Raw genomic sequence first — 21,965 nt, 5'->3', positions numbered from 1 at the left:
GCGTCACTCCTTGTTTTCCGCGCCGGACAGCGTTTCGACGACCTTCAGCAGCGCGGAGTGATCGAGCGAGCCGTGGCCCATCGCCCGTCCGGCGGCGACGAGCTGGGCGACCAGCCCGGTGAGCGGCAACGCGACCTCGGCCTGCCTGGCGGCGGCGAGCGCGATGCCCATGTCCTTGTGGTGCAGGTCGATCCGGAACCCCGGCGCGAATTCCCGCGCCACCATGGACTTCCGCTTGAGTTCGAGGATCCGGCTGCCCGCCAGGCCGCCCGCGAGGACGTCCAGCCCGACACCGGCGTCCACGCCGGAGGCTTCGAGCAGCACGATGGCCTCGGCGATCAGCGCGTAGGTTCCGCCGACCACCAGCTGGTTCGCGGCCTTGACGACCTGGCCGGCGCCGTGCGGTCCGACGTGGACGATCGTCTTGCCGACCGCTTCCAGGATCGGGAGCGCCGCGGCGAAGTCTTCGCCGTCACCACCGGCCATAATGGACAGTGCAGCCTGCTCGGCCCCGGCCTGGCCACCGGAAACGGGCGCGTCCAGCACCCGGATCTCGCGTTCGGCCGCCCGCTCGGCCACCTCGATGGAGGTCTCCGGCCGGATGGTGCTCATGTCGATCAGCAGGGTGCCCGGTTTGGCCGACTCCAGCACCCCACCCGCCGCGAGCACGACGGCCTCGACCTGCGGGTGGTTCGGCAGCATGGTGATGACGACCTCCGCGCCCGCCACGGCGTCCGTCACCCCGTTCGCGGCCCGGCCGCCCGCGGCTTCCAGCCTCGCCAGCGCGTCGGCGTTCGTGTCGAATCCGCTCACCTCGTGGCCGGCGGCGACGAGATGTCCCGCCATCGGCCCGCCCATGATGCCCAGGCCGATGAATCCCAGCATGGTCATGCCAGTCCCCTTCGTTCGAAAGGCAGCCACGACAGCGAATCCGCGCTCGGTCCGTCGGGTTTGTACTCCACGCCGACCTGCCCGCGGTAGCCCGCCGTCTGCAGCTTTTCCAGGTATCCCTCGATGTCCAGCGTTCCGGTCCCCGGCTGGTGCCGCCCTGGGGCATCGGCGATCTGCACATGGCCGATCCGTCCGGTGTGGACGGTCGTGACCGTGTCGAGGTCGTCACCGTTGACCGCCAGGTGGTACAGGTCGGCCAGCAGCTTCACGTTGTCCCGCCCGAGTTCGTCGAGCACCTTCAGTACGTCGTCCGCGGTCTTGAGCGGGTATTTCTCCGCCCCCGACAACGGCTCCAGGACGATCTCCGCGCCGATCCGTGCGGCCGCGTCCGACGCGAGCGCGAGATTCGAGAGGCCGAGCTTGTCCTGCCCGGCCGGATCCGCACCGTCGATCCGGTTGCCGTACAGCGCGTTGAACCGACGGCAGCCGAGCCGCTCGCCAAGGTCGATCGCCGAGGCGATGGCGCGGGCGAACTCGTCCTCACGACCGGGCCACGTGACCAGGCCGCGATCACCGCCCGCCATGTCACCGGGGAAGAAGTTCAGCCCGGTCACCGTGACGCCCGCCCGCTCGACCGACGCCACGAAGGCGTCGACCTCGGCGCTGTCCGGCACCGGAGTCTCGAAGGGCCACCAGTACTCCACCGCGGTGAAGCCCGCCTCGCGCGCCGCCTCCGCACGGTCGAGCAGCGGCAACTCGGTGAAGACGAGCGACAGGTTCAGCACGTAGGGCAGCGCGTGACGCGAACCGGCAAGATCAGCCATCGAAACCTCTGCAATTTCGCTCTGCGGAAACTTTCTTTCGTATATCGAGAATAGCCCGCTGACCTGTGCTCGGTCAACGGGCGGCGGACCGCCAAACCCGGGGAATTGTCGGACCCCTTCGTTAGCGTCAGCCGGCATGGACAGCACGCCGTTCCAAGCCCGGATCCCGGAGGCCGATCTCGAAGACCTCCGTGATCGGCTCCGCCGTGCCCGCTGGCCCGAAGACGAGACCGTCGACGACTGGTCACAGGGCGTACCCGCCGCCTATCTGCGCGAGCTGTGCTCCTACTGGGCCGAGCACTACGACTGGCGGGCCGCCGAATCCCGGCTCAACGCGCTCCCCCAGTTCCGGACCGAAATAGACGGACTCGGCATCCACTACCTGCACGTCCGCTCCCCGCATCCCGGCGCGCTGCCGCTGATCCTCACCCATGGCTGGCCCGGTTCGGTCTTCGAGTTCCTCGAGGTACTCGGCCCGCTCACCGATCCGGTCGCCCACGGCGGTGACGCGGCGGACGCCTTTCACGTCGTCGTCCCGTCCCTGCCCGGGTACGGCTTCAGCGACAAACCCGCGCGGGCAGGCTGGTCGATCCAACGCATCGCCGAGGCGTGGATCCGCCTCATGGAAGGCCTGGGATACGAGCGCTACGGCGCCCAAGGAGGCGATTGGGGCACCAGCATCACCACGCTCATGGGCCGGACGGCGCCCGAGCGGCTGGCCGGGATCCACCTCAACCCACCACTGGCGGCGCCGGACCCGGCGACGTTCGACGACCTGACCGAATCCGAACGGAAATCGCTCGCCGATCTCGAAAGCGCCAAGGCCGACGGGTCGGGTTACGCGATCCAGCAGGCAACGAGGCCGCAAACGATCGGCTACGCGCTGGCCGACTCGCCGGTCGCACTGTGCGCGTGGATCGTCGAAAAGTTCCAGGCGTGGACCGATTGCGGTGGCCATCCGGAGAACGCGCTGAGCCGCGACGCGATGCTCGACGACATCACGCTCTACTGGCTGACAGGAACCGGCGCCTCGTCCGCCCGGCTGTACTGGGAGAGTTTCGCCGAGGTGTCGAGCTGGTTCGCCGAGTCCACTGTGGACATGATCAGCGTGCCGACCGGCTGTTCGATCTTCCCGCGCGAGATCCCGCGCCCGTCGCGCCGCTGGGCTGAGCGCCGGTTCACCGACATCCGGTACTGGAACGAACTGGACCGGGGCGGCCACTTCGGGGCCTTCGAACAGCCCGACGTGTTCACCGAGGAGGTGCGGTCGTTCTTCCGGCTCGTGCGATGACCGCTTGACCGTGACACCGTGTCAGGCTGTGCGCTGGGAGGCGTCATGTTCAGCATCGGAGATTTCGCCAAGCACGGCCGGGTGTCGGTCCGGATGCTGCGTCACTACGACGCCATCGGGCTGCTGCACCCCGCCCACGTCGACCCGTTCAGCGGCTACCGGTCCTACACCGGCGAGCAACTGGCCCGGCTCAACCGGGTGATCGCGCTCAAGGATCTCGGTTTCACCCTCACCCAGGTGCAGGAGATCCTCGACACGGAGATCGGCGCGGACGAACTGCGTGGAATGTTGCGGTTGCGCCGCGCAGAACTCGAAGCGGCCATCGAGGCCGACGAGGCTCGGCTCAAGGCCGTCGAAGCGAGGCTCCAATCGATCGAAAGCGAGGGAACCATGCCTTCCGAAGACGTCGTCGTCAAAAGCCTGCCCGCGGTGCGCGTCGCCGAGCTGACCGGGACGGCGGGAGGTTACGTGAACGACGAGATCGGGCCCGTCGTCCAAGGGCTCTACAAGGAACTTTTCGGCGCGCTCGGCCCGATCACGCCGTCCGGACCGCTCATCGCCTACTACGAAGACGACACCGACGGCGAACGAGTGCTGATCCACGCCGCCGTCCCCATCTCGGCCGAAACCGATGGCACGGAAGGATTCTCGACGGTCCGCCTCGCCGAGGTCGCGACCGCGGCGACGATCCTGCACCGAGGTTCGATGGCGACCGTGCTCTCCAGTTACCAGGCCCTGGCGAAGTGGGTCGACGCCCACGGGTACCGCGCGAGCGGCCCGGCGCGGGAGTTCTACCTCGAGTGCCCGGAAGACGGGGACAAATGGGTCACCGAGCTGCAGCAGCCGATCACCAAGGCCTGACGCTCACGCGACTCGCGAGAGCCCGAGCAAAGGTGCCGCAGCACTCACAATCACGCCTGGCCGATCCGACGTTGCGAAAGCCACTTTCGCAACGTTGAAGGTGCGAAAGTGGCTTTCGCAACCCGTTCGCCCAGGGTCACGACACCGGTGCCAACCGCGGCGCTCCATCGGAGGCACGGCAAGGTTGCGGAGGGGCTTCACCGGTCAATGCCGGGCGGTCAGAAACTCGACCACGGTGGAACGGAACTCTTCCGGAGCTTCCAGCCACGGCACGTGGCCGACCTTTTCGAACCGCACCCGCCGCACCGACGGCAGCGCTTGCTCCAAGGAGTCGACCGCCCACCGGGGCCGGTTGTCGGCCATTCCGTCCACGATCAGCGTCGGCACCCCCAACGACTCGCAGGCCGAGACGAGCTCCGACTCCGGCACGGTCCGCATCTCCTCGCTGAGCGCCGTGTTCGCCTCGTAGTTGACCGGGAACCACGGCGTCGCCATCGCTTCGGCGTGGCGCGCGCCGTCGGTCACGAAATCGGCCTTCCACTGCCATAGCGCGCGTTCGCGGCCCTCACCGTGAGGCTTCCCGCCCGCCACCCGCTCGAAGTTCCGTTGGAACTCCGCGTGCCAGTCGTGACCGAGACCGACCCCCGACACGTAAACGAGCGCGCTCACCCGTTCCGGTCGCGCGAGCGCGTAAAGGAGACCGAGATGCGCGCCCCACGAATGCCCGAGAACCGGGACACGGTCGAGGCCGTGCCACTCGCGGACGGCGTCGACGTCGGCGACCATCCGTTCGAGTGTGTACGGACCGCGCGCTTCCGAACGCCCGGCACCGCGCTGATCCCACCGGACCAACCGGAACCGCGGGCCCAGATCGAGGGTGCCGAACATGTCCCACAGACCGGGGCCGCCGTGGCAGCACAGGATCGGTTCTCCCCGGCCGGTCGCCGAGGTCCACAGCTCGCAGCCGTCGTCGGTGATCACCACGTGATTATCCGGTAGGCCTGGCCGCGGCCGTTGACTATCTTCCGCGACATGACGACGTACACGCCGCCGCAGCGGACGGCCACCCTCGCCGACGCACCCGCCATCTCGGCGCTGATGCGAGCCTCGGTGCTGGAATTGTTCCCCAGGTTCTACGACGAACGGCAGACCGCGAGCGCGGCGGACCATATCGCGCGTCTCGACCTGCGGTTGATCGAAGACGGCACCTACTTCGTGCACGAGGCGGACGGCGAGATCGTCGCCTGCGGAGGGTGGAGCAGGCGCAACAAGACCCACGCGGGCGCCGGCGACGCGTCGGACGACGACCGTCCGCTCGACCCGGCCACCGAACCCGCGCGCGTGCGTGCCATGTTCGTCCGCGGCGACTGGACACGCCGAGGGCTCGGGCGCGCGATCCTCGAGTCCTGTCGTCTCGCGGCGAAGGCCGAGGGGTTCACGTCGCTGATACTGACCGCGACCCTGCCCGGTGTCCCGTTGTACCTGTCGTTCGGCTTCACCGAAGTCGAACGGGTCATCGTCACGACACCCGACGGCGTCGAAGTAGCGGGTGCCGTCATGGCCAGGGACATCGACGGGCCGGTTAGCATCGGAACATGATCTCCGGGACCACCGCGCTTTCGTTCGTTTTGATCTGCCTGCTCGGCGCGATGGCACCGGGCCCGGATTTCCTGGTGGTGACCCGCAGCGCGATCCTCGGCGGGCGCAAGGCCGGGATCGCCGCCGGACTCGGTATCGCGCTCGGCGTCTTCGTCTGGGTGGTCGCGATCGCGCTCGGGGTCGCGGCGATCCTCACCGCGTCGGCGATCGCCTTCACCGCGGTGAAGCTGATCGGCGCCGGCTATCTGATCTTCCTCGGTGTCAAGGCGTGGCTGGCGGTCCGCCGCGGTGACTACAGCGAGCTCAAGGACAGGGTGGCGCCCGTCGTCGCGCCCAAGGAGGCGTTCCGGCAGGGGCTGCTCACCAACCTGTTCAACCCGAAGGTCGCGATGTTCTTCCTCGCCCTGATCCCCCAGTTCCTCCCGCATTCGGCCTCGACCGCGCAGACCCTGCAGCTGGCCGTGCTGGCCACCATGGTGGCCGTCGTCTGGACCTTCGTCCTGGCGACGCTGGTCGGTTCGCTGCGGAGGTTCTTCAGCTCCGGCAGGGTGCGCCGCACGATGGACGCGGTGATGGGCACCTTCCTGGTCGGACTCGGCATCCGGGTCGCGGTGCAGAACTGACCCGAAGGCGCCCATCACCCGGCGTCAGAGGGCTTCGGCGGCGAGGCGCGTACCTTCGACACGGGCGGCGATCTTGGCGAACGCGGTGTCCCGCGACGTCGAGGTGTCGTCGGCGAACGGCGAGAAACCGCAGTCGTCACAGGTGCCCAGCCGGTCCGGCGGGATGAACCGCGCGGCCTGGAGAACCCTGTCCCGGACCTCTTCGGCGGTTTCGACGCGCGGGTCGATCGGGTCGGTCACCCCGACGAAAACCCGCTGCTCCGGGCGAGCATGCTCCGCGATCACCCGCAGTGCCCGCTCGGGGTCCGGCTCGCTGGCCAGCTGGACGTAGACGTTGCCGACCTTCAACCGGAACAACGTCGGCAGCAGCCCGGCGTAGTCGACGTCCAGGCTGTGCACGGAGTCCTGGTCCCCACCCGGACAGGTGTGCACGCCGATCTTCTTCCGCTCCTCCTCGGAGAACCGGTCCAGTACGGCGTTGTTCAAGTCCACAAAGGACTGCAGCAGCCCGCCGGACGGATCGAGCTTCAGCGACAACCGGCCTTCGGTGAAGTCGATCTGGACACTGTCCGCGCCCGCGTCGAGACTGCGGCGAATGTCGGCCTCGGCCTCGTTCACCAGGTCGGCGATGAACTGTTCTTTGTCGTATCCGGCCAATTCTTCACCGGGATAGACGAGACTGATCGCCGAAGCCGCGATCACCGCCTGCTTCACCGGTTGGGTCGCGTACTTCTTCGCCTCGCGCAGGTAGGCGTCGGCGTAGGTCTGATAGCGGAACGGCCCGGCGGTCAGCCTCGGAAGCTGCCGGGTGTGCCCGTCGGCGAACGGGATGACGACGCCGTCCGGAGCCAGCGAAGTGAGGCCCGCCAAGGGATACGTGGCGAAACTCGGCTTGCCCTGTTCGCCGTCGGTGATGACCGGCGAGCCGGTCTCCTCAAGCCGCTTGATGGTCTCCACGAGAGCTTTTTCCTGCGACTCGCCGAGTCCGTCGGCGTCGAGCCGCCCGGCGGCGTGCTCACCGAGCGCTTCGATGAGATAGCCGGGACGGGGAATACTGCCGATCGGTTCGGTGGGTATGGTCATCGCTCGCGTCCTCCCAGATGGCACAACCCGCGGCCGCCATGGCCACAAGCGTGGAAACTACCGAGCGCTCCCTTCCTTGACGATCTTTCCGCGTGCCGAAACCCCTAATGGCGCAACGGCCAGCCGTATAGGTCGTTATACGAGGCTCGGTGAAATTCGATGCTTATCCGGCCTTGCTCCTGGGTATTCCGTGGATGTCGACGGCCGGGGCGCGCCGAAGGAGAAACCGATGCTGAGCCATCACGATCGGCAAGAGCTGGAGAAGATCGAGCGCTGGTTCGAACTCACCGAGCCCGCGCTGGCCGCCCGACTCCGGTCCGGCAGGCCCGCCCCTCCCCCGCCGGCCCGGCTGGCCCTGATCCTCGGCCTCGACATCACCGCAGGGTTCCTCATGCTGCTCGGCATCGTGGCGAACAGCCCGGCCCTGCTGTTGATCGGGATGATCACCGTGACCACGGCGGTGATCGTGCACCTCTCCCGATTCGGGCGCGCCTGATCGTCTTCTCGTCCGCCGGTAGAGTCCGGGCGATACGTCCGGTTCACTGGGAGGAAGACGCATGCGTTTCATGATCATCATCAAGGCGGACGAGGATTCCGAAGCCGGGAAGATGCCGCCGATGGAGGCTTTGACCGCCATGGCGAAGTTCAACCAGGAGATGCTCGACGCCGGGGTGCTGGTCGGCGGCGAAGGCCTTCAGGAAAGCTCGAAGGGCGCACGGGTCACGCTCAGCGCGGCCGGGGCCACCGTCACCGATGGCCCGTTCACCGAAGCCAAGGAACTCGTCGGCGGCTTCTGGATCGTCGATGTCCCTTCGCGCGCCGAAGCGATCGAGTGGGCGAAGCGCTGCCCGACTCCCCCGACCGGAGACACCGTGCTCGAGGTCCGCAAGATCCTCGAAGCCGAGGACTTCGGCGAGAACTTCACCCCGGAACTGCAGGAGAACGAGCAGCGGATGCGCGACGAGATCGCGGAACGGTCCTAAGCTCGGTTCCATGGCCGCCGGGGAGTGGGTACTTCACGTCGACCTCGACCAGTTCATCGCGGCGGTCGAGGTCGCCCGGCGGCCTGAGCTGCGCGGTGAGCCCGTCGTCGTCGGCGGCACTGGCGATCCCACGGAACGGGCCGTCGTGGCGACGGCGTCGTACGAGGCACGGGAGTTCGGCATCCGGTCCGGGATGCCCCTGCGAACCGCCGCGAAACGCTGCCCTGACGCGATCTTCCTCGCCACGGACGCCCCCGCGTACCAAGAGGTCTCCGATCGGGTGATGGCGACGCTGCGCGAATTCCCCGTGGTCGTCGAAGTGCTCGGCTGGGACGAAGCGTTCCTCGGCGTCACCACCGACGATCCCGAAGCACTCGCCGCCGGCATCCGGCGGGAAGTGGCCGAAGAGACCGGGCTTTCCTGCTCGGTCGGGATCGGGGACAACAAGTTGCGCGCCAAACTCGCCACCGGGTTCGCCAAACCGGCGGGGATCTTCCGGCTCGTCCACGACAACTGGTGGGACGTCATGGCCGAGCGGCCGACGGACGCCCTTTGGGGTATCGGTACCAAGACCACGAAGAAACTCGCCGAGGCCGGCTATCACACCGTGCTGGAACTGGCGGGCGCCGATTCGGCGGACCTCGCGGCCCGGTTCGGTCCGAAGCTCGGCCCGTGGTACCGGATCCTCGCCGGCGGAATCGGCGACGCCGAGGTCACCGCGACGCCGTACGTCGCGCGGTCCCGTAGCCGCGAGACGACCTTTCAGCAGAACCTCACCGATCCCGAGGCCATGGCCGCGGAGGTCGTCGCACTCGCGAAACGTGTCTCCCAGGACGTCGCCGAGGAAGGCAGGCCCGCCGCGCGGGTCGCGGTCAAGGTCCGGTTCGCCCCCTTCCAGACCCATACGCACAGCGTGACCTTGCCCGCGCGGACCTCGGATCCGGCCGAAATCGAGAAGGCGGCGCTGGCCGTGCTCGGCATGTTCGACCTCGGCAGACCGGTCCGCCTGTTGGGCGTCCGCGCCGAATTCCTCTCGCCTGCGGAGCGATCCGCGTCGCCTTGACAGCGCTCGCGGCGTTTTGCCATTCTGGTTCCGGGTCGAGAGGCGCTGCGACGGAATTCTTCCGCCACGCTCGGCCCGCTGCGACAGACGTAAGGGCGCCTCCCACTGTGGAGGTGCCTTTGTTGCGTCTGAACCCTTTTCCGGTCTTCGAGGCCGAGCACTGAAACCCCCGCAGTGACACCGTCCTTTCCGCCACGGGCGTAAAGGACCGCTCCACCCTGTCTTCCTTCCTGATTGGAGAACCCATGAGCCCGACCCTGTCCAAGGTCAACGGGATCGAATTCGCCGTCGCCGACCTTTCCCTCGCCGAGGCCGGCCGCAAGCAGCTGCGCCTCGCCGAGGTCGAGATGCCGGGGTTGATGGCGCTGCGCCGCGAATACGCCGCCTCGCAGCCGCTGAAGGGCGCGCGGGTCGCGGGTTCGCTGCACATGACCGTGCAGACCGCCGTGCTGATCGAGACGCTCGTCGCGCTGGGCGCCGAGGTGCGCTGGGTGTCCTGCAACATCTTCTCCACGCAGGACGAGGCGGCCGCGGCCGTCGTCGTCGGCCCGGAGGGCACCGTCGACAAGCCGTCGGGTTCGCCGGTGTTCGCGTGGAAGGGCGAGACGCTCGCCGAGTACTGGTGGTGCACCGACCAGCTCTTCGACTTCGGTGACGGCCGCCTCCCGAACATGATCCTGGACGACGGCGGCGACGCGACCCTACTGATCCACAAGGGGGTCGAGTTCGAGGCCGCCGGCGCCGTTCCGCAGGCGACCGAGGAAGACCCCGAGGAGTACCACCTCGTGCTGGAGACCTTGCGCGAGAGCCTCGGCCGTGACACCGGCCGGTTCACCCGTATCGCCAAGGAGGTCCGCGGGGTCACCGAGGAGACCACCAACGGCGTCAAGCGGCTCTACAAGCTCGCCAAGGAAGGCGAGCTGCTCTTCCCGGCGATGAACGTGAACGACTCGGTGACGAAGTCGAAGTTCGACAACAAGTACGGTATCCGCCACTCGCTCATCGACGGTCTCAACCGCGGCACCGACGTGATGATCGCGGGCAAGGTCGCGGTCGTGTGCGGCTACGGCGACGTCGGCAAGGGCGCCGTGGAATCGCTGCGCGGCCAGGGTGCCCGCGTGGTCGTCACCGAGATCGACCCGATCTGCGCGCTGCAGGCGGCGATGGAGGGACTCGACGTCGTGGAGCTCGACGACGTCGTCGAGCGCGGCGACATCTTCATCACCACCACCGGCAACTTCGACATCATCATGGCCGACCAGATGGCCAAGATGAAGCACAACGCGATCGTCGCGAACGTCGGGCACTTCGACAACGAGATCGACATGGCGGGCCTCGCGAAGACCCCGGGTATCCAGAAGATCGAGATCAAGCCGCAGGTGCACGAGTGGGTCTTCCCCGCCACGGCGGACCGCGAGACGCACTCGATCATCGTGCTGTCCGAAGGCAGGCTGATGAACCTCGGGAACGCGACCGGCCACCCGAGCTTCGTGATGTCGAACTCCTTCACCAACCAGACGATCGCGCAGATCGAGCTGTTCACGAAGCAGGGCGAGTACACCACCGACGTCCACGTGCTGCCGAAGCACCTCGACGAGAAGGTGGCGCGCCTGCACCTCGACGCCCTGGGCGTCCGGCTGACGAAACTGACCAAGCGCCAGGCCGAGTACATCGGCGTGGACGTCGAGGGTCCGTACAAGCTGGACCACTACCGGTACTGATTCGCCCGCGGTGGCACGCCCCGTCGCTGAGGCTGGTGGGGTCACTGGGCTGCGCGTGGTCCGTGAAGGCCTCCTTGAGGGACTCTGGATCCCTCAAGGAGGCCTTCACGGACCCGCGCCTGCGATCAACACGGCCGAAACCCACGGCGGCACCGCAAGACCGGCCACTAGGCCGAATGCGTGAAAATTTCGGCCGGATGGCCCTGTTTTCACCTCGATCAGGGCGGGCATCCCTTACGTAGCCACACCCCGGCAGCACGTGAGCCGGGCGACTACGAAGGAGAAGGTGTTCCCGTGATCATTCTCGGCGTCATCCTGATTGTCGTCGGTGTCATCGCCAGCATCCCCGTCCTGTACTCGATCGGGATCGCGCTGGCGGTCATCGGCATCATCCTGGCCGTTCTCGGGAACACCGGGAAGGCCATCGGCGGTCGCGCCCACTGGTACTGAGCACCGGACCGAACCGGTACCGAGCCCCCGGTACCGGCGCCGAAACAGCCCGGGCACCCGGCGTTCCCCTCACGCCGGGTGCCCGGGCTGTTTTCGTACTCCGCCCGCCGGGTATCCACCTCGGACGAGGAGAAGGAGGGAGAGCCGATGGCAGGGATGGACCCTCGCCCGTACCTGACGGGCGCGAAGTACCCGTGTGGACGTGACGAACTCCTGCGGGCCGCCGCGGCGGCCGGAGCGGGCGACGATGTCCTGGGCCCCTTGGGCACGTTGCCCGCGAATGACTACGCGGACGGTAACGGCGTGTGGGAGGCCGTACGCTCCTGCAACGGGGCGCCGATCCACGACACCGCGAAGGAAGCACCGTGACATGAAGGGGTCCCCCGGCTCCGAGGGGGAGGGAGAGCCGGAGGACCCCGTCATAGTTAACACATTCCCGGCCGCGATGTACACGAACGCATACACCTTCGAGTGGCAATCGGGCACGATCGCCCGATTCGGGCCGGACTGGTGTATTGGCCGCCGGTCAAGAAGCCCGCAGCAGCAGCTGGGCCGCCATCTCCGCACACGAGCAGCCGCCGTCGACGTCGAAACAGCCGATCGTCAGCGTGTGCCGTGAGAGGTCGAGGTCGACGCAGCCGTCTTCGCTGCATTCGCTGAAACCACCGTCGACGTGGACCACCAGGGTCCCGTGGCAGTGATCGAGTCCACCGGCGCAGAACGCGCACTCCATGTTCATGCCGCCTCCCGCGATCGAATCGAAGATCGCTCCGGAAAAGTTCTCCTCGATTGCCTTACTACCACCGAGGGGCGACAAATCCTGGTATAGGCACGGCGTGTCGTGGTACCCGGTGCGGTGACACCGGGCACACAGTCCACAAAGGAGGGTCAGGCGCTCTTCGGGGTTCGCTTGCCCGAGACGGGCTTCTTGGCCGCCGTGGTCTTCTTGGCCGTTGCGGGCTTGCGGCTCTTCTTCGCCTCGCTCACGCTGGCCTGCAAGGCCTCCATGAGGTCCACGACGTCGGCCTTCGCGCCGACGACCTTCGGTTTCGTCGTCTGGTTGCCCGCGGCCTTCGCCTCGATCATGGCTTCCAGTGCTTCGCGGTAGGAATCGCTGTACTTCTCCTGCTCGAACACCGGCTCCGAGAGCGAGTCGATCAGCGAACCCGCCATCGTCAGCTCCTGCGGCCGCACCTGCGGCGGATCGTCGTGCAGGAACCCGAAGTCCGGGACGCGGACCTCGTCGGGCCACAGCATCGTCGTCATCGTCAGGACGTCGCTGTGGACCCGGAGGATCGCGAGCGTCTCGCGCTGCCGGATGGCGACCTTCGCGACCGCCACATGGCTCGCCTTCTGCAGCGCGTCACGCAGGACCACGTACGGTTTGACGGCGTTCTTCTGCGGTTCGAGGTAGTAGGTCTTGTCGAACTGGATCGGGTCGATGGACTCCAGCGGCACGAACTCGAGCACGTCGATCGCCCGCGACGACGCCAGCGGCAGCTCGGACATGTCCTCGTCGGTGAGCACGACCATCTCGCCGTCGGGTAGTTCGTACCCCTTGGCGATCTCGGCGTAGGGCACTTCCTCGCCGTCGATCGTGCAGAACCGCTTGTACTGGATCCGGCCGCCGTCGGCCTCGTGCACCTGGCGCAGCGAGACGTTCTTGTTCTCGGTGGCCGCGTACAGCTGGATCGGGATGCTCACCAGCCCGAAGGACACCGAGCCCTTCCACATCGAACGCATCGAGCCGCACCTCCGCTGCCGTCACCGACCGTACTCACGCACGGTGACCACGGTAGCCCGAAACGGCGCACCGCGACAGCCCCGCGAACCCGATCGCGGGACTGTCGCGGTCCCGGAATCAGACCTCGGCCAGGTATTTCTCGGCTTTCGCGGGGTCCAGGAACCAGTGCTGGAAGTCGGTCGGATCGGAGAACCCGTTCGCGAACCGCTTCGCCACGGCGGGCTTCTCCCCCGCCGCGCCGATGATCTGGAGCACGTGCGGGGGCGGCGGCTGCAGCATCGCGTTGGTCCAGACCGTCACGTGCTGGGCGTACTCCCAGTACTTCTCGAACGCCGTGGACATCCACTCCTCGTCGAACGGCTTGTCGCCGCGTTCGAGGATCGAGTCCAGATAGGACGCCGCGCAGTGGCTCGCGTTGTTGGAACCCTGGCCGGTGATCGGGTCGTTGGCCACCACGACGTCGGCCATGCCGAGCACGACGGTCCCCGAGTCCAGTTTGCCGACCGCGTTCCGCACGACGGGTGTGTATCCGCCTGCCAGCGTCGCCTTGTCGTCGGTCAGCACGGCGTTCCGGGACCGCTCGTACTCCCACGGGAGGAACTGCTTCATCAGCGACAGGATCCGGTCGAGATGCTGCTGCGGCGACGGCCGGTCGTCCCAGCAGTCGAGCGGGCCGCCCGGGACACCCTCGAAGAACAGGATGTCGCAGTTCCCGCTCAGCGTGTACGCGGGGATCATGAACAGCTCACCCACGCCGGGGATGATGTTGAACCGCACCGCCGCCTTGTCCGGATGCTCGGGCCGGCGCTCGAGTCCGTGCACGTACGCCAGCGAAAGCGCGCGCTGGGGTTCGGTGTAGGGCGAGCGCTCCGGGATCCGGTCGAACAGCTGGACCAGCTCACCCTTGCCCGCCGCGATGACGACCAGGTCGTACAGCTTCGCCAGCGGCGCCAGATCCGAGGTGGTGACGCCGTGGATGACGACCTTGCCGCCGCGGTCCTCCACCAGTTCGAGCCAGGCGGCCATCTTCACCCGCTGGTCCACCGACTGCGCGTAGTGCTCCAACGACCCGAACCAGTCCAGCACGCGGCTGGAGTCCGGTCCCGCGATCGAAACGCCGAGCCCTTCGACCTTGACGGTCTCTTCCTCCCACAGATTCAGCCTGTGGTCCCGCTCGTGCTGCAGAGCGGAGTGGAACATGCACTGGGTCGACATCACCTTGCCGGACCGGATCTCGTCCGGCGTCCGGGCCGACATCACCGTGACGTCGTAGTCGTGGGCGAGCAGGCTCAAGGCCAGCTGCAACCCCGACTGCCCGGCACCGACGATCAGAACCTTGCGCATCCTCGACGTTCCTCCCAGAACCTTTTAGCTGAGTGAGGCGTACGGAGTTGATTGCCCCTCAGCGGAAAAACGTGCTTCGGGGTGGCGACCTGGCCCGGAGACCACCGCGAGAGACAGCGTGTGCGACACCAGTTCCTGCAGCGTCGCGACCGCCGATTTCGGGTCGCGGGCGTCGCAGGTGACCAGCGGGATGTCCGGGGACAGCGCCAGCGCGTCGCGCACCTCTTCGAGGTCGTGCACCGGCATGCCCTCGAACTGGTTGACCGCGACGATGAACGGCAGCTCGGAGTCGTTCTCGAAGTAGTTGATCGCGGCGAACGACTGGTCGATCCGGCTGGTGTCGACCAGCACGACGGCACCGAGCGCGCCGCGCGAGAGGTCGTCCCACAGGAACCAGAACCGGGCCTGCCCGGGGGTGCCGAACAGGTACAGGAGCAGGTCTTCTCGCAGGGTGATCCGGCCGAAGTCCATCGCGACCGTGGTGGTGGATTTGGTTCCGGGCGGCACCAGTTCGTCGACGCCGGCCCCCGCCTCGGTCATCCAGGCTTCGTTGCTCAGCGGCGGGACCTCGGAGACGGAGCCGACGAACGTCGTCTTGCCAACGCCGAATCCACCGGCGACCACGATCTTGGCGGAGATGGCGAGAAGATCGGCGTCAGACCGGGAGGCGCTTGAGTCCATCGAGGATCCTCTCGAGCACGTTCGTATCGTGGTTGTAGGCGTGGGCCGTCGGGTGCACGAAGACGGCGCCCTGGGTGGCGAGGTCGCCGATGAGCACCCGGACCACGCCCAGTGGCAGATCCAGTCCCACCGAAAGCTCGGCGATCGACGAGCGATCCCGGGCGCGCTCGTACAGCGAGCGCGATTCGGGCATCAGCGCCTCGGCCAGTGACGGGTCGTAACGCGGGACCGAGATCAGGGTCTCCACCAGCAGCAGCTGGCTGCTCTTGGTCCGGCCGCCGGTCAGCGCGTACGGCCGGATTCTGCGGCTGCGCATCTTGACGGGCCGGTCCGGAGATTGGTCGCTGGACACGGTCATCCCTTCCTTCTCCGGATTCTCAGGCCTGCGGCCGTCGGGCGGTCAGGACCTGCCGGAGTCCCGCTCGCACCTCGGGGGTGAGCGCGTGACCGGCGTTGGTGATGAACTGGGTCATCTCGTAGGCGACGACCTTCATGTCGCAGTCCGGTTCGGTGAGCACCGCCAGCCCCGCTTCGGCACCGATCCCCATGAACAGGAAGTACCCGCGGGTGAGCCGGATGATGATCTGCTCGCAGTTGCCCTTGCCGAACAGCGCGGCACTGTTGCCCGCGAGGCTGAGCAGGCCGCTCGCGATCGCCGCGAGTTGCTCGGCGTCGTCGCTGGACACCGATTCGGAGGCGGTCAAAGGGAAGCCGTCGACGGACATGATCAGCGCGTGGCTGGCACCGTGCACCTTGCGCACGAAGTCGTCGAGCAACCACGTGAAATCCGTGGTCGCGTCCTGGGCGGTCACTGGGTGTTTCCTCCGGTCTCACGCTCGTGCCGGTCGCCGAGGGCGGCACGCTCGCCGTCGGTGAAGGCATCGAGGTCGGCCAGCAGCGCCTCGTGCCCGTCCGCCGCGTCGGCGGGCGGGGTGGTCGGCGGGGCCGGTTCGTCGGGCAAAGTCCTGATACTGCGGGAAACCCGGCGCGGAAGACCGCTGGCCGTGGTGCCGCCGTCGGCGGGCGGCTCGAAGGCCGTGCGCGGACGCGGGCTGGGCTTCCGTTCCGGTTCCGGTGCCGCTGAAGGGGCCGGGCGGCGCCGCGGCAGCCCGGACGGTGTCGCGACCGGGGTTCCCACGGGCGCTCCGTTGGTGATCCTGGCCTGCGGCAGCACGACGGTCTGCGAACCGGACCACTGCTTCTCGGCCAGTTCCGACACCACCGGGACCGGCAGCAGCACGGTCGCGACCGTGCCGTGCGGGGTGCGGCGGTCGAGCTTGACGGTGATCTCGTGCCGGTCGGCGAGCCTGCCGACGACCGCGAGTCCCATATGCCGCACGGAATCGTCGTCGAGCACGGGGCCGGCCGCCAGCCGCTCGTTCAGCGCCGCGAGACGTTCGGGCGGCATGCCGATGCCCTCGTCCTCGATGCGGATCAGCACGCTGCCCTGTTCGGTGAGATGCGCGCTGACGCTGACCGGCGAACTCGGCGAAGACTGGTTCGCCGCGTTGTCGAACAGTTCCGCGAGGATCCGGCTGACGTCTTCGGCGGCGAAGCCGACGACACCGAGCGAAACGACGCGGCCGATCGTGATCCGCGAGTAGTGGTCGATCGACGACATCGCGGCCCGCATCACGTCGAGCACGGACGAGATCGCGGCGGTCGTGTCGTCGGCGTCGCGGCCGGCGAGGACGCGCAGGTTCTCGGCGTTGCGCCGCAACCGGGTCGCCAGGTGGTCGAGGCGGTAAAGCTCGGCGAGGCGGTCGGAGTTCTCCTCCCCGGCCTCCATCGTCTCCAGCTGCGCGAGCAACTGGTCGAGCAGGTTGAGGTCGCGCAACGCGACATTGGAGCAGACCCCGGCGAGCGCGCCGGCGTCCGGCGCCTCCACCGCCGGGCGTTGTTCCACCGGCTGTTCGGCCTGCGGAACCGACGGAGCGTGCCGGGGCGGTGCGGCGAGGAACTGCGCCGCGGCGACCCTGGAACGGTCCAGAAGAACCCGTGAGCGGTCAAGCAAGCCTCGAGCCCGCGTCACCATGTGCTTCCACTTCTTTCTCTTCGCATACCCGGACCCGTGTCGCACTCCCCAGCACAACGACGGCCATGCAAGCAGAAGTCACTATCCGTGTCCACAGTCGGTCTCCGGACAACCGCTGGCAGTGACGTGGTCACGAACGCGTTACGGCTGGTGAGCGCGGCGCGCTAGGCCATTCGGCTGCATCTGCGTGTTTCGCGCCACGGGGGATGCTCGAAAAGTGCGGAGCGCGCACTAATTTGCGTGCCACGCAACTTTTTCCTAGGCTGAGCGCATGGCCTCCGACCCGACCGTGCCCCTGGGACTGCGCGAGCGCAAGAAGCGCGCGGCCCGTCGTGCCATGAGCGAGGCAGCGCTCAAACTCGCCGCCGAGAAGGGCGTCGAGCAGGTCCGCGTCGACGACATCGCCAACGCCGTCGGGGTCTCCCCGCGCACGTTCAACAACTACTTCTCCAGCAAGGAGGAGGCGATCTGCTCGTTCATCGTCGAACGGCAGGAACGGGTGCTGGAAGCCCTGCGGGACAGGCCCCCCGAAGAGCCGCTGTGGGAAGCCGTCAGCGCCGCGACACTGGAGACCTACGGCCGTGACGGCGAGCCGAACCGCGACTCGGTGAAGGTCGCGCGCTCGATGATCCTGCACCCGTCGGTGCACGGTGAGTTCCTCAAGGCGCACGCCACCGTCGAACGGGTGCTGGCGGAGGGGATCCTCGAACGGGCGGGGGCGGGCCCGGAAAACGCGTTGAACGCCCGGCTGATGGCGGCCATCGTGGAGTCCGCGGTGAAGACGGCGTTCTTCCACTGGCTGATGAACGAGGGTGCCGAGCCGTTCCTGGAGACGGCCGCGGCCCTTCTGCGCGAGGCCGCCGCCGGCATCCCCTCGCTCACCGGACCCGAACCGGCGAAGAAAACGAAGAAGCAGTAACACCCGACCCACCACTGGGGAGAAACCGTTGTGCTGACCAAGCTGTTGCGCATTCACCTGCGCCCGTACCGGCGAGACCTGTGGCTCATCGTGCTGCTGCAGTTCGTCCAGACCCTCGCCGGGCTCTACCTCCCCACACTGAACGCCGACATCATCGACGGCGGTGTGGTCAAGGGCGACATCGACTACATCCTCGGTGTCGGTGGCGTCATGCTGCTGGTGTCGCTGGTACAGATCGCCTGTTCGATCGGCGCCGTCTACTACGGCGCCCGGACCGCGATGGCGGTCGGCCGCGACGTCCGCGGCGCGATCTTTCACCGGGTACAGGACTTCTCCGCCCGCGAAGTCGGCCACTTCGGGACGCCGTCGCTGATCACCCGCACCACCAACGACGTCCAGCAGGTGCAGATGCTGACGTTGATGGCCTTCACGCTGATGGTGTCCGCGCCGATCATGTGCTTCGGCGGCATCATCATGGCGTTGAACCAGGACGTCACCCTTTCGTGGCTGCTCGTGCTCGCGGTGCCGATCCTGGGTGTCTCGGTCGGGGTCATCATCGCGAAGATGCGCCCGGCGTTCCGGCTGATGCAGGAGCGCATCGACAAGATCAACCAGATCCTGCGCGAGCAGATCATGGGCATCCGCGTGATCCGGGCGTTCGTCAAGGACACGCACGAACGGCGGCGGTTCACCAAGGCCAACACCGAACTGCTGGACGTCTCCCTCGTCGTCGGCAGGCTGATGGCCCTGATGTTCCCCATCGTCATGCTCGTGATGAACGCCTCCAGCGTCGCCGTGCTGTGGTTCGGCGGGCTGCGGATCGACGACGGCAGCATGCAGATCGGCGCGCTCACCGCGTTCCTGTCGTACCTGATGCAGATCCTGATGGCGGTCATGATGGCCACCTTCATGTTCATGATGGTGCCGCGCGCGGAGGTCAGCGCCGAGCGCATCACCGAGGTGCTCGACACGCAAACCAGCGTCGTCCTCCCGGAGAACCCGATCAGCCCCGGCGAAGTGCACGGACGGCTCGAACTGTCCGATGTGGAATTCCGGTTCCCCGGCGCGGAGAAACCGGTGCTGCGGGAGATCTCGCTGCTGGCCCTGCCCGGTGAGACCACCGCGGTGATCGGCAGCACGGGCAGCGGCAAGACCACACTGCTCAACCTGATCCCCCGGCTGATGGACGCCACCGGCGGCTCCGTGCGGGTCGACGGCGTCGACGTCCGGGAACTGGATCAGACCGTGCTGTCCGACGCCGTCGGGCTGGTGCCGCAGAAGCCGTACCTGTTCGCCGGGACGGTCGCAAGCAATCTTCGCTACGGCAAGTCCGACGCCACCGACGAGGAGCTCTGGCACGCGCTGGAGGTGGCCCAGGGCAAGGACTTCGTCGAGCGGATGCCCGAGGGGCTGAACTCCCCCATCGCCCAGGGCGGGACCAACGTCTCGGGCGGGCAGCGGCAGCGGCTCGCGATCGCGCGGATGCTGGTGCGGCGTCCCGAGATCTACCTCTTCGACGACTCCTTCTCCGCGCTCGACTACGCGACCGACGCCGCCCTGCGGCGGGCACTCGCGGCCGAGACCGCCGAGGCGACCGTGGTCATCGTCGCGCAGCGGGTCAGCACGATCCGCAACGCCGACCGCATCGTCGTGCTCGACGAAGGCCGCGTCGTCGGCAGCGGCACCCATACCGAACTCATGGACACGAACGAGACCTATCGGGAGATCGTGCTGTCCCAGCTGACCGAGCAGGAGGCCGCCTGATGAGCGCGCCCGAATCGACAGAGTCCACCGGGTCCACAGGGTCCTCTTCGGATAAAACGACCAAACCGGCAGGCGAGCGCGCGAGCGCGGCACGGGGGCCAGGCCCCGGAGGCGGCAGTCTCGGCCGCGGCCCCGCCGGCTTCATGGGCGGGCCGTCCGCCGAGAAAGCCTTGGACTTCAAGGGATCCCTGAAACGACTGCTGCGCCTGCTGCAACCACAGCGCGCCGTGCTGTACGGCATCCTGGTTTTCGGCATCGTCAGTGTCACGCTGAGCGTCATCGGCCCGAAGATCCTCGGGATGGCCACTGACCTCATCTTCGCGGGCGTCGTCGCGAAGGACATGCCCGCGGGCGTGAGCAAGGAAGAGGTCATCGCCGGGCTGCGGGCCGCGGGCGACAACACCGTCGCCGACCTGTACTCGGGGATCGATTTCGTTCCCGGCCAGCGCATCGACCTCGACGCCGTCGGCCAGGTCCTGCTGTGGGTCCTGCTGCTCTACATCGTGGCGTCGTTCTTCTCGCTGCTGCAGGCCAGGCTGACCACGAACCTGGTCCAGCGGGCGGTGTTCGACCTGCGGGAGCGGATCGAGGAGAAGTTCGCCAAGCTCCCGTTGAGCTACTTCGACCGGCAGCCGCGCGGCGAAGTACTGAGCCGGGCGACCAACGACATCGACAATCTCGCGCTGTCCCTGCAGCAGACCCTCGCGCAGATCGTGTCGTCGCTGCTGATGGTCGTCGGCGTGCTGGTGATGATGTTCGTCATCTCGCCCCTGCTGGCGCTCGTCGCGCTGCTTTCGGTGCCGGCGTCGGTGCTCGTCGCGGCCAAGATCGGCAAGAAGGCGCAGCCGCAGTTCATCAAGCAGTGGTCCACCACCGGACGGCTCAACGCGCATATCGAGGAGATGTACACCGGGCACTCGCTGGTCAACGTGTTCGGCCGCCGCGAGGAGGCCGAAGAGGTCTTCCGCGAGCACAACGACACGCTCTACGGCGCGAGCTTCAAGGCGCAGTTCATCTCGGGCACCATCCAGCCCGCGATGATGTTCATCGGCAACCTGAGCTATGTCCTCGTCGCCGTGATCGGCGCGCTGCGGGTGGCGTCCGGCACCCTGTCGCTCGGCGACGTCCAGGCGTTCATCCAGTACTCGCGGCAGTTCAGCCAGCCGGTCACCCAGATCGCCAGCATGGCGAACCTGCTGCAGTCCGGGATCGCGTCCGCGGAGCGGGTCTTCGCGCTGCTCGACGCGGACGAGCAGGAACCCGAGCCCGCCGAACCCGCGCGCGTGGAGGCTGTGCGGGGTCAGGTCGAGTTCGAGCACGTGTCGTTCCGGTACACCGAGGACACCCCGCTCATCGAGGACCTGTCGCTCACCGTCGAACCGGGGCACACCGTCGCCATCGTCGGCCCCACCGGCGCCGGGAAGACCACACTGGTCAACCTGCTCATGCGGTTCTACGAACTCGACGGCGGCAGGATCACCCTCGACGGCGTCGACATCGCGGGGATGGACCGCGAGGACCTGCGGGCCAAGACCGGCATGGTGCTGCAGGACGCGTGGCTGTTCGGCGGCACCATCGCGGAGAACATCGCCTACGGTTCGGAGGGCGCCACGCACGACGAGGTCGTCGCGGCCGCCAAGGCGACCCACGTCGACCGGTTCGTCCGTACCCTTCCCGACGGGTACGACACGGTGATCGACGACGAGGGCGGCACGGTCAGCGCCGGTGAGAAACAGCTGATCACCGTCGCGCGGGCGTTCCTGGCGAAGCCCGCGATCCTCATCCTCGACGAGGCCACCAGCTCCGTCGACACCCGGACCGAGGTGCTGATCCAGCGGGCGATGAATTCGCTGCGCGAAGGCCGGACGAGTTTCGTCATCGCGCACCGGCTTTCCACCATCCGCGACGCGGACGTCATCCTGGTGATGGAGAACGGATCGATCGTCGAACAGGGCGACCACGAAACACTGCTGCTCACCGGTGGTGCCTACTCCCGGCTCTATGCCGCCCAGTTCGCGGAGGCGCTGGCCGAAACCGACTGACCCGCATCGCGCGAAGGCCTCTTTTCCTGCTGTTACCGCGGGAAAAG

At 67.5% G+C, this 21,965-nt stretch carries 24 protein-coding genes; 13 read left to right on the top strand and 11 right to left on the bottom strand.

Annotated features, from left to right (window positions below; all coding sequences use genetic code 11):
- Positions 1 to 3: 3 nt before the first annotated feature.
- On the bottom strand, positions 4 to 891 hold the full coding sequence (locus ACLJQ7_RS00240; protein WP_410646029.1) for an NAD(P)-dependent oxidoreductase: 888 nt from the start codon (positions 889 to 891) through the stop codon (positions 4 to 6).
- The gene (locus tag ACLJQ7_RS00235; protein ID WP_410646028.1) at positions 888 to 1,715 is read right to left on the bottom strand and encodes a hydroxypyruvate isomerase family protein; all 828 of its coding nucleotides are present in this window, start codon (positions 1,713 to 1,715) and stop codon (positions 888 to 890) included. Before ACLJQ7_RS00235 ends, ACLJQ7_RS00240 begins: the two co-directional genes overlap by 4 nt.
- A 136-nt stretch (positions 1,716 to 1,851) precedes the next feature.
- Here ACLJQ7_RS00235 and ACLJQ7_RS00230 point away from each other — a divergent pair, with 136 nt between their 5' ends.
- Both ACLJQ7_RS00230 and ACLJQ7_RS00225 read left to right on the top strand, forming a co-directional pair.
- Positions 1,852 to 3,006, top strand: coding sequence for an epoxide hydrolase family protein (locus ACLJQ7_RS00230; RefSeq protein WP_410646027.1), 1,155 nt, complete (start codon positions 1,852 to 1,854; stop codon positions 3,004 to 3,006).
- Positions 3,007 to 3,051: 45 nt separating this feature from the next.
- On the top strand, positions 3,052 to 3,867 hold the full coding sequence (locus ACLJQ7_RS00225; RefSeq protein ID WP_410646026.1) for a MerR family transcriptional regulator: 816 nt from the start codon (positions 3,052 to 3,054) through the stop codon (positions 3,865 to 3,867).
- A 204-nt stretch (positions 3,868 to 4,071) separates the two neighbouring features.
- Here the strand turns inward: ACLJQ7_RS00225 and ACLJQ7_RS00220 are convergent, their stop codons facing one another.
- A complete protein-coding gene (locus ACLJQ7_RS00220; protein ID WP_410646025.1) occupies positions 4,072 to 4,848 on the bottom strand; it encodes an alpha/beta fold hydrolase in 777 nt (258 codons plus the stop codon).
- A 51-nt stretch (positions 4,849 to 4,899) separates the two neighbouring features.
- Between ACLJQ7_RS00220 and ACLJQ7_RS00215 the strand changes: the two genes are divergently transcribed.
- Both ACLJQ7_RS00215 and ACLJQ7_RS00210 read left to right on the top strand, forming a co-directional pair.
- A complete protein-coding gene (locus ACLJQ7_RS00215; RefSeq protein WP_410646024.1) occupies positions 4,900 to 5,466 on the top strand; it encodes a GNAT family N-acetyltransferase in 567 nt (188 codons plus the stop codon).
- Positions 5,463 to 6,089 (top strand): LysE family translocator, encoded by a 627-nt coding sequence (locus ACLJQ7_RS00210; protein WP_410646023.1) that lies wholly within the window; start codon positions 5,463 to 5,465, stop codon positions 6,087 to 6,089. Before ACLJQ7_RS00215 ends, ACLJQ7_RS00210 begins: the two co-directional genes overlap by 4 nt.
- A 24-nt stretch (positions 6,090 to 6,113) precedes the next feature.
- Here the strand turns inward: ACLJQ7_RS00210 and ACLJQ7_RS00205 are convergent, their stop codons facing one another.
- Positions 6,114 to 7,172 carry a cobalamin-independent methionine synthase II family protein gene (locus ACLJQ7_RS00205; protein ID WP_410646022.1) on the bottom strand — a complete coding sequence of 353 codons (1,059 nt, stop codon included), beginning with the start codon at positions 7,170 to 7,172 and terminating at the stop codon, positions 6,114 to 6,116.
- A gap of 229 nt (positions 7,173 to 7,401) precedes the next feature.
- Here ACLJQ7_RS00205 and ACLJQ7_RS00200 point away from each other — a divergent pair, with 229 nt between their 5' ends.
- The 6 genes from ACLJQ7_RS00200 to ACLJQ7_RS00175 all read left to right on the top strand — a co-directional run bounded on the left by ACLJQ7_RS00200 (position 7,402) and on the right by ACLJQ7_RS00175 (position 11,758).
- Positions 7,402 to 7,668, top strand: coding sequence for a DUF3040 domain-containing protein (locus ACLJQ7_RS00200; RefSeq protein WP_410646021.1), 267 nt, complete (start codon positions 7,402 to 7,404; stop codon positions 7,666 to 7,668).
- Between the two features lie 61 nt (positions 7,669 to 7,729).
- A complete protein-coding gene (locus ACLJQ7_RS00195; RefSeq protein WP_360135041.1) occupies positions 7,730 to 8,155 on the top strand; it encodes a YciI family protein in 426 nt (141 codons plus the stop codon).
- A gap of 10 nt (positions 8,156 to 8,165) precedes the next feature.
- Positions 8,166 to 9,218 carry a DNA polymerase IV gene (locus ACLJQ7_RS00190; protein ID WP_410646020.1) on the top strand — a complete coding sequence of 351 codons (1,053 nt, stop codon included), beginning with the start codon at positions 8,166 to 8,168 and terminating at the stop codon, positions 9,216 to 9,218.
- A 245-nt stretch (positions 9,219 to 9,463) separates the two neighbouring features.
- Positions 9,464 to 10,939 (top strand): adenosylhomocysteinase, encoded by a 1,476-nt coding sequence (gene ahcY, locus ACLJQ7_RS00185; protein ID WP_410646019.1) that lies wholly within the window; start codon positions 9,464 to 9,466, stop codon positions 10,937 to 10,939.
- 294 nt (positions 10,940 to 11,233) lie between these two features.
- Positions 11,234 to 11,389, top strand: coding sequence for a DUF6131 family protein (locus tag ACLJQ7_RS00180; RefSeq protein ID WP_007034891.1), 156 nt, complete (start codon positions 11,234 to 11,236; stop codon positions 11,387 to 11,389).
- 147 nt (positions 11,390 to 11,536) lie between these two features.
- Positions 11,537 to 11,758, top strand: a complete 222-nt coding sequence (locus ACLJQ7_RS00175) for a DUF2795 domain-containing protein (protein WP_410646018.1) — start codon at positions 11,537 to 11,539, stop codon at positions 11,756 to 11,758.
- 157 nt (positions 11,759 to 11,915) lie between these two features.
- Here ACLJQ7_RS00175 and ACLJQ7_RS00170 read toward each other — a convergent pair whose 3' ends face one another.
- The 7 genes from ACLJQ7_RS00170 to ACLJQ7_RS00140 all read right to left on the bottom strand — a co-directional run bounded on the left by ACLJQ7_RS00170 (position 11,916) and on the right by ACLJQ7_RS00140 (position 17,193).
- Positions 11,916 to 12,128: a hypothetical protein gene (locus ACLJQ7_RS00170; RefSeq protein WP_410646017.1), complete on the bottom strand. Its 213-nt coding sequence runs from the start codon at positions 12,126 to 12,128 to the stop codon at positions 11,916 to 11,918.
- 149 nt (positions 12,129 to 12,277) lie between these two features.
- Complete coding sequence (locus ACLJQ7_RS00165; RefSeq protein WP_410646015.1) at positions 12,278 to 13,132, bottom strand: Ku protein; 855 nt, start codon at positions 13,130 to 13,132, stop codon at positions 12,278 to 12,280.
- 118 nt (positions 13,133 to 13,250) lie between these two features.
- The gene (locus tag ACLJQ7_RS00160; RefSeq protein ID WP_410646014.1) at positions 13,251 to 14,477 is read right to left on the bottom strand and encodes a styrene monooxygenase/indole monooxygenase family protein; all 1,227 of its coding nucleotides are present in this window, start codon (positions 14,475 to 14,477) and stop codon (positions 13,251 to 13,253) included.
- A gap of 24 nt (positions 14,478 to 14,501) precedes the next feature.
- Positions 14,502 to 15,158, bottom strand: a complete 657-nt coding sequence (locus ACLJQ7_RS00155) for a GTP-binding protein (RefSeq protein ID WP_410646013.1) — start codon at positions 15,156 to 15,158, stop codon at positions 14,502 to 14,504.
- A complete protein-coding gene (locus ACLJQ7_RS00150) occupies positions 15,133 to 15,516 on the bottom strand; it encodes a DUF742 domain-containing protein (RefSeq protein ID WP_034307728.1) in 384 nt (127 codons plus the stop codon). Before ACLJQ7_RS00150 ends, ACLJQ7_RS00155 begins: the two co-directional genes overlap by 26 nt.
- Positions 15,517 to 15,535: 19 nt before the next feature.
- Entirely contained in the window at positions 15,536 to 15,970 is a 435-nt protein-coding gene (locus ACLJQ7_RS00145) for a roadblock/LC7 domain-containing protein (protein WP_005159022.1), read from the bottom strand.
- Positions 15,967 to 17,193, bottom strand: a complete 1,227-nt coding sequence (locus ACLJQ7_RS00140) for a sensor histidine kinase (RefSeq protein WP_410646012.1) — start codon at positions 17,191 to 17,193, stop codon at positions 15,967 to 15,969. The genes ACLJQ7_RS00145 and ACLJQ7_RS00140 overlap by 4 nt, the downstream gene beginning before the upstream one ends.
- Before the next feature lie 271 nt (positions 17,194 to 17,464).
- Between ACLJQ7_RS00140 and ACLJQ7_RS00135 the strand changes: the two genes are divergently transcribed.
- The 3 genes from ACLJQ7_RS00135 to ACLJQ7_RS00125 are packed head-to-tail and all read left to right on the top strand — an operon-like array spanning position 17,465 to position 21,918.
- The gene (locus tag ACLJQ7_RS00135; protein ID WP_410646011.1) at positions 17,465 to 18,112 is read left to right on the top strand and encodes a TetR/AcrR family transcriptional regulator; all 648 of its coding nucleotides are present in this window, start codon (positions 17,465 to 17,467) and stop codon (positions 18,110 to 18,112) included.
- Positions 18,113 to 18,142: 30 nt separating this feature from the next.
- The gene (locus ACLJQ7_RS00130) at positions 18,143 to 19,876 is read left to right on the top strand and encodes an ABC transporter ATP-binding protein (protein ID WP_410646010.1); all 1,734 of its coding nucleotides are present in this window, start codon (positions 18,143 to 18,145) and stop codon (positions 19,874 to 19,876) included.
- Complete coding sequence (locus ACLJQ7_RS00125) at positions 19,876 to 21,918, top strand: ABC transporter ATP-binding protein (protein WP_410646009.1); 2,043 nt, start codon at positions 19,876 to 19,878, stop codon at positions 21,916 to 21,918. Before ACLJQ7_RS00130 ends, ACLJQ7_RS00125 begins: the two co-directional genes overlap by 1 nt.
- Positions 21,919 to 21,965 lie beyond the last annotated feature (47 nt).

This window comes from Amycolatopsis sp. cmx-4-54 (genome assembly GCF_046548895.1).
In the GTDB taxonomy this organism is placed as follows: Bacteria; Actinomycetota; Actinomycetes; order Mycobacteriales; family Pseudonocardiaceae; genus Amycolatopsis.
This window is presented reverse-complemented; position numbering and strand designations above follow the sequence as displayed.

Bases quoted from the DNA above. Each gene is read 5' to 3' on its own strand.
- ACLJQ7_RS00240 (WP_410646029.1), bottom strand. From the start codon at position 891: ATGACCATGCTGGGATTCATCGGCCTGGGCATCATGGGCGGGCCGATG.
- ACLJQ7_RS00235 (WP_410646028.1), bottom strand. From the start codon at position 1,715: ATGGCTGATCTTGCCGGTTCGCGTCACGCGCTGCCCTACGTGCTGAAC.
- ACLJQ7_RS00230 (WP_410646027.1), top strand. From the start codon at position 1,852: ATGGACAGCACGCCGTTCCAAGCCCGGATCCCGGAGGCCGATCTCGAA.
- ACLJQ7_RS00225 (WP_410646026.1), top strand. From the start codon at position 3,052: ATGTTCAGCATCGGAGATTTCGCCAAGCACGGCCGGGTGTCGGTCCGG.
- ACLJQ7_RS00215 (WP_410646024.1), top strand. From the start codon at position 4,900: ATGACGACGTACACGCCGCCGCAGCGGACGGCCACCCTCGCCGACGCA.
- ACLJQ7_RS00210 (WP_410646023.1), top strand. From the start codon at position 5,463: ATGATCTCCGGGACCACCGCGCTTTCGTTCGTTTTGATCTGCCTGCTC.
- ACLJQ7_RS00205 (WP_410646022.1), bottom strand. From the start codon at position 7,172: ATGACCATACCCACCGAACCGATCGGCAGTATTCCCCGTCCCGGCTAT.
- ACLJQ7_RS00200 (WP_410646021.1), top strand. From the start codon at position 7,402: ATGCTGAGCCATCACGATCGGCAAGAGCTGGAGAAGATCGAGCGCTGG.
- ACLJQ7_RS00195 (WP_360135041.1), top strand. From the start codon at position 7,730: ATGCGTTTCATGATCATCATCAAGGCGGACGAGGATTCCGAAGCCGGG.
- ACLJQ7_RS00190 (WP_410646020.1), top strand. From the start codon at position 8,166: ATGGCCGCCGGGGAGTGGGTACTTCACGTCGACCTCGACCAGTTCATC.
- ahcY (WP_410646019.1), top strand. From the start codon at position 9,464: ATGAGCCCGACCCTGTCCAAGGTCAACGGGATCGAATTCGCCGTCGCC.
- ACLJQ7_RS00175 (WP_410646018.1), top strand. From the start codon at position 11,537: ATGGCAGGGATGGACCCTCGCCCGTACCTGACGGGCGCGAAGTACCCG.
- ACLJQ7_RS00170 (WP_410646017.1), bottom strand. From the start codon at position 12,128: ATGAACATGGAGTGCGCGTTCTGCGCCGGTGGACTCGATCACTGCCAC.
- ACLJQ7_RS00165 (WP_410646015.1), bottom strand. From the start codon at position 13,132: ATGCGTTCGATGTGGAAGGGCTCGGTGTCCTTCGGGCTGGTGAGCATC.
- ACLJQ7_RS00160 (WP_410646014.1), bottom strand. From the start codon at position 14,477: ATGCGCAAGGTTCTGATCGTCGGTGCCGGGCAGTCGGGGTTGCAGCTG.
- ACLJQ7_RS00155 (WP_410646013.1), bottom strand. From the start codon at position 15,158: ATGGACTCAAGCGCCTCCCGGTCTGACGCCGATCTTCTCGCCATCTCC.
- ACLJQ7_RS00150 (WP_034307728.1), bottom strand. From the start codon at position 15,516: ATGACCGTGTCCAGCGACCAATCTCCGGACCGGCCCGTCAAGATGCGC.
- ACLJQ7_RS00140 (WP_410646012.1), bottom strand. From the start codon at position 17,193: ATGGTGACGCGGGCTCGAGGCTTGCTTGACCGCTCACGGGTTCTTCTG.
- ACLJQ7_RS00135 (WP_410646011.1), top strand. From the start codon at position 17,465: ATGGCCTCCGACCCGACCGTGCCCCTGGGACTGCGCGAGCGCAAGAAG.
- ACLJQ7_RS00125 (WP_410646009.1), top strand. From the start codon at position 19,876: ATGAGCGCGCCCGAATCGACAGAGTCCACCGGGTCCACAGGGTCCTCT.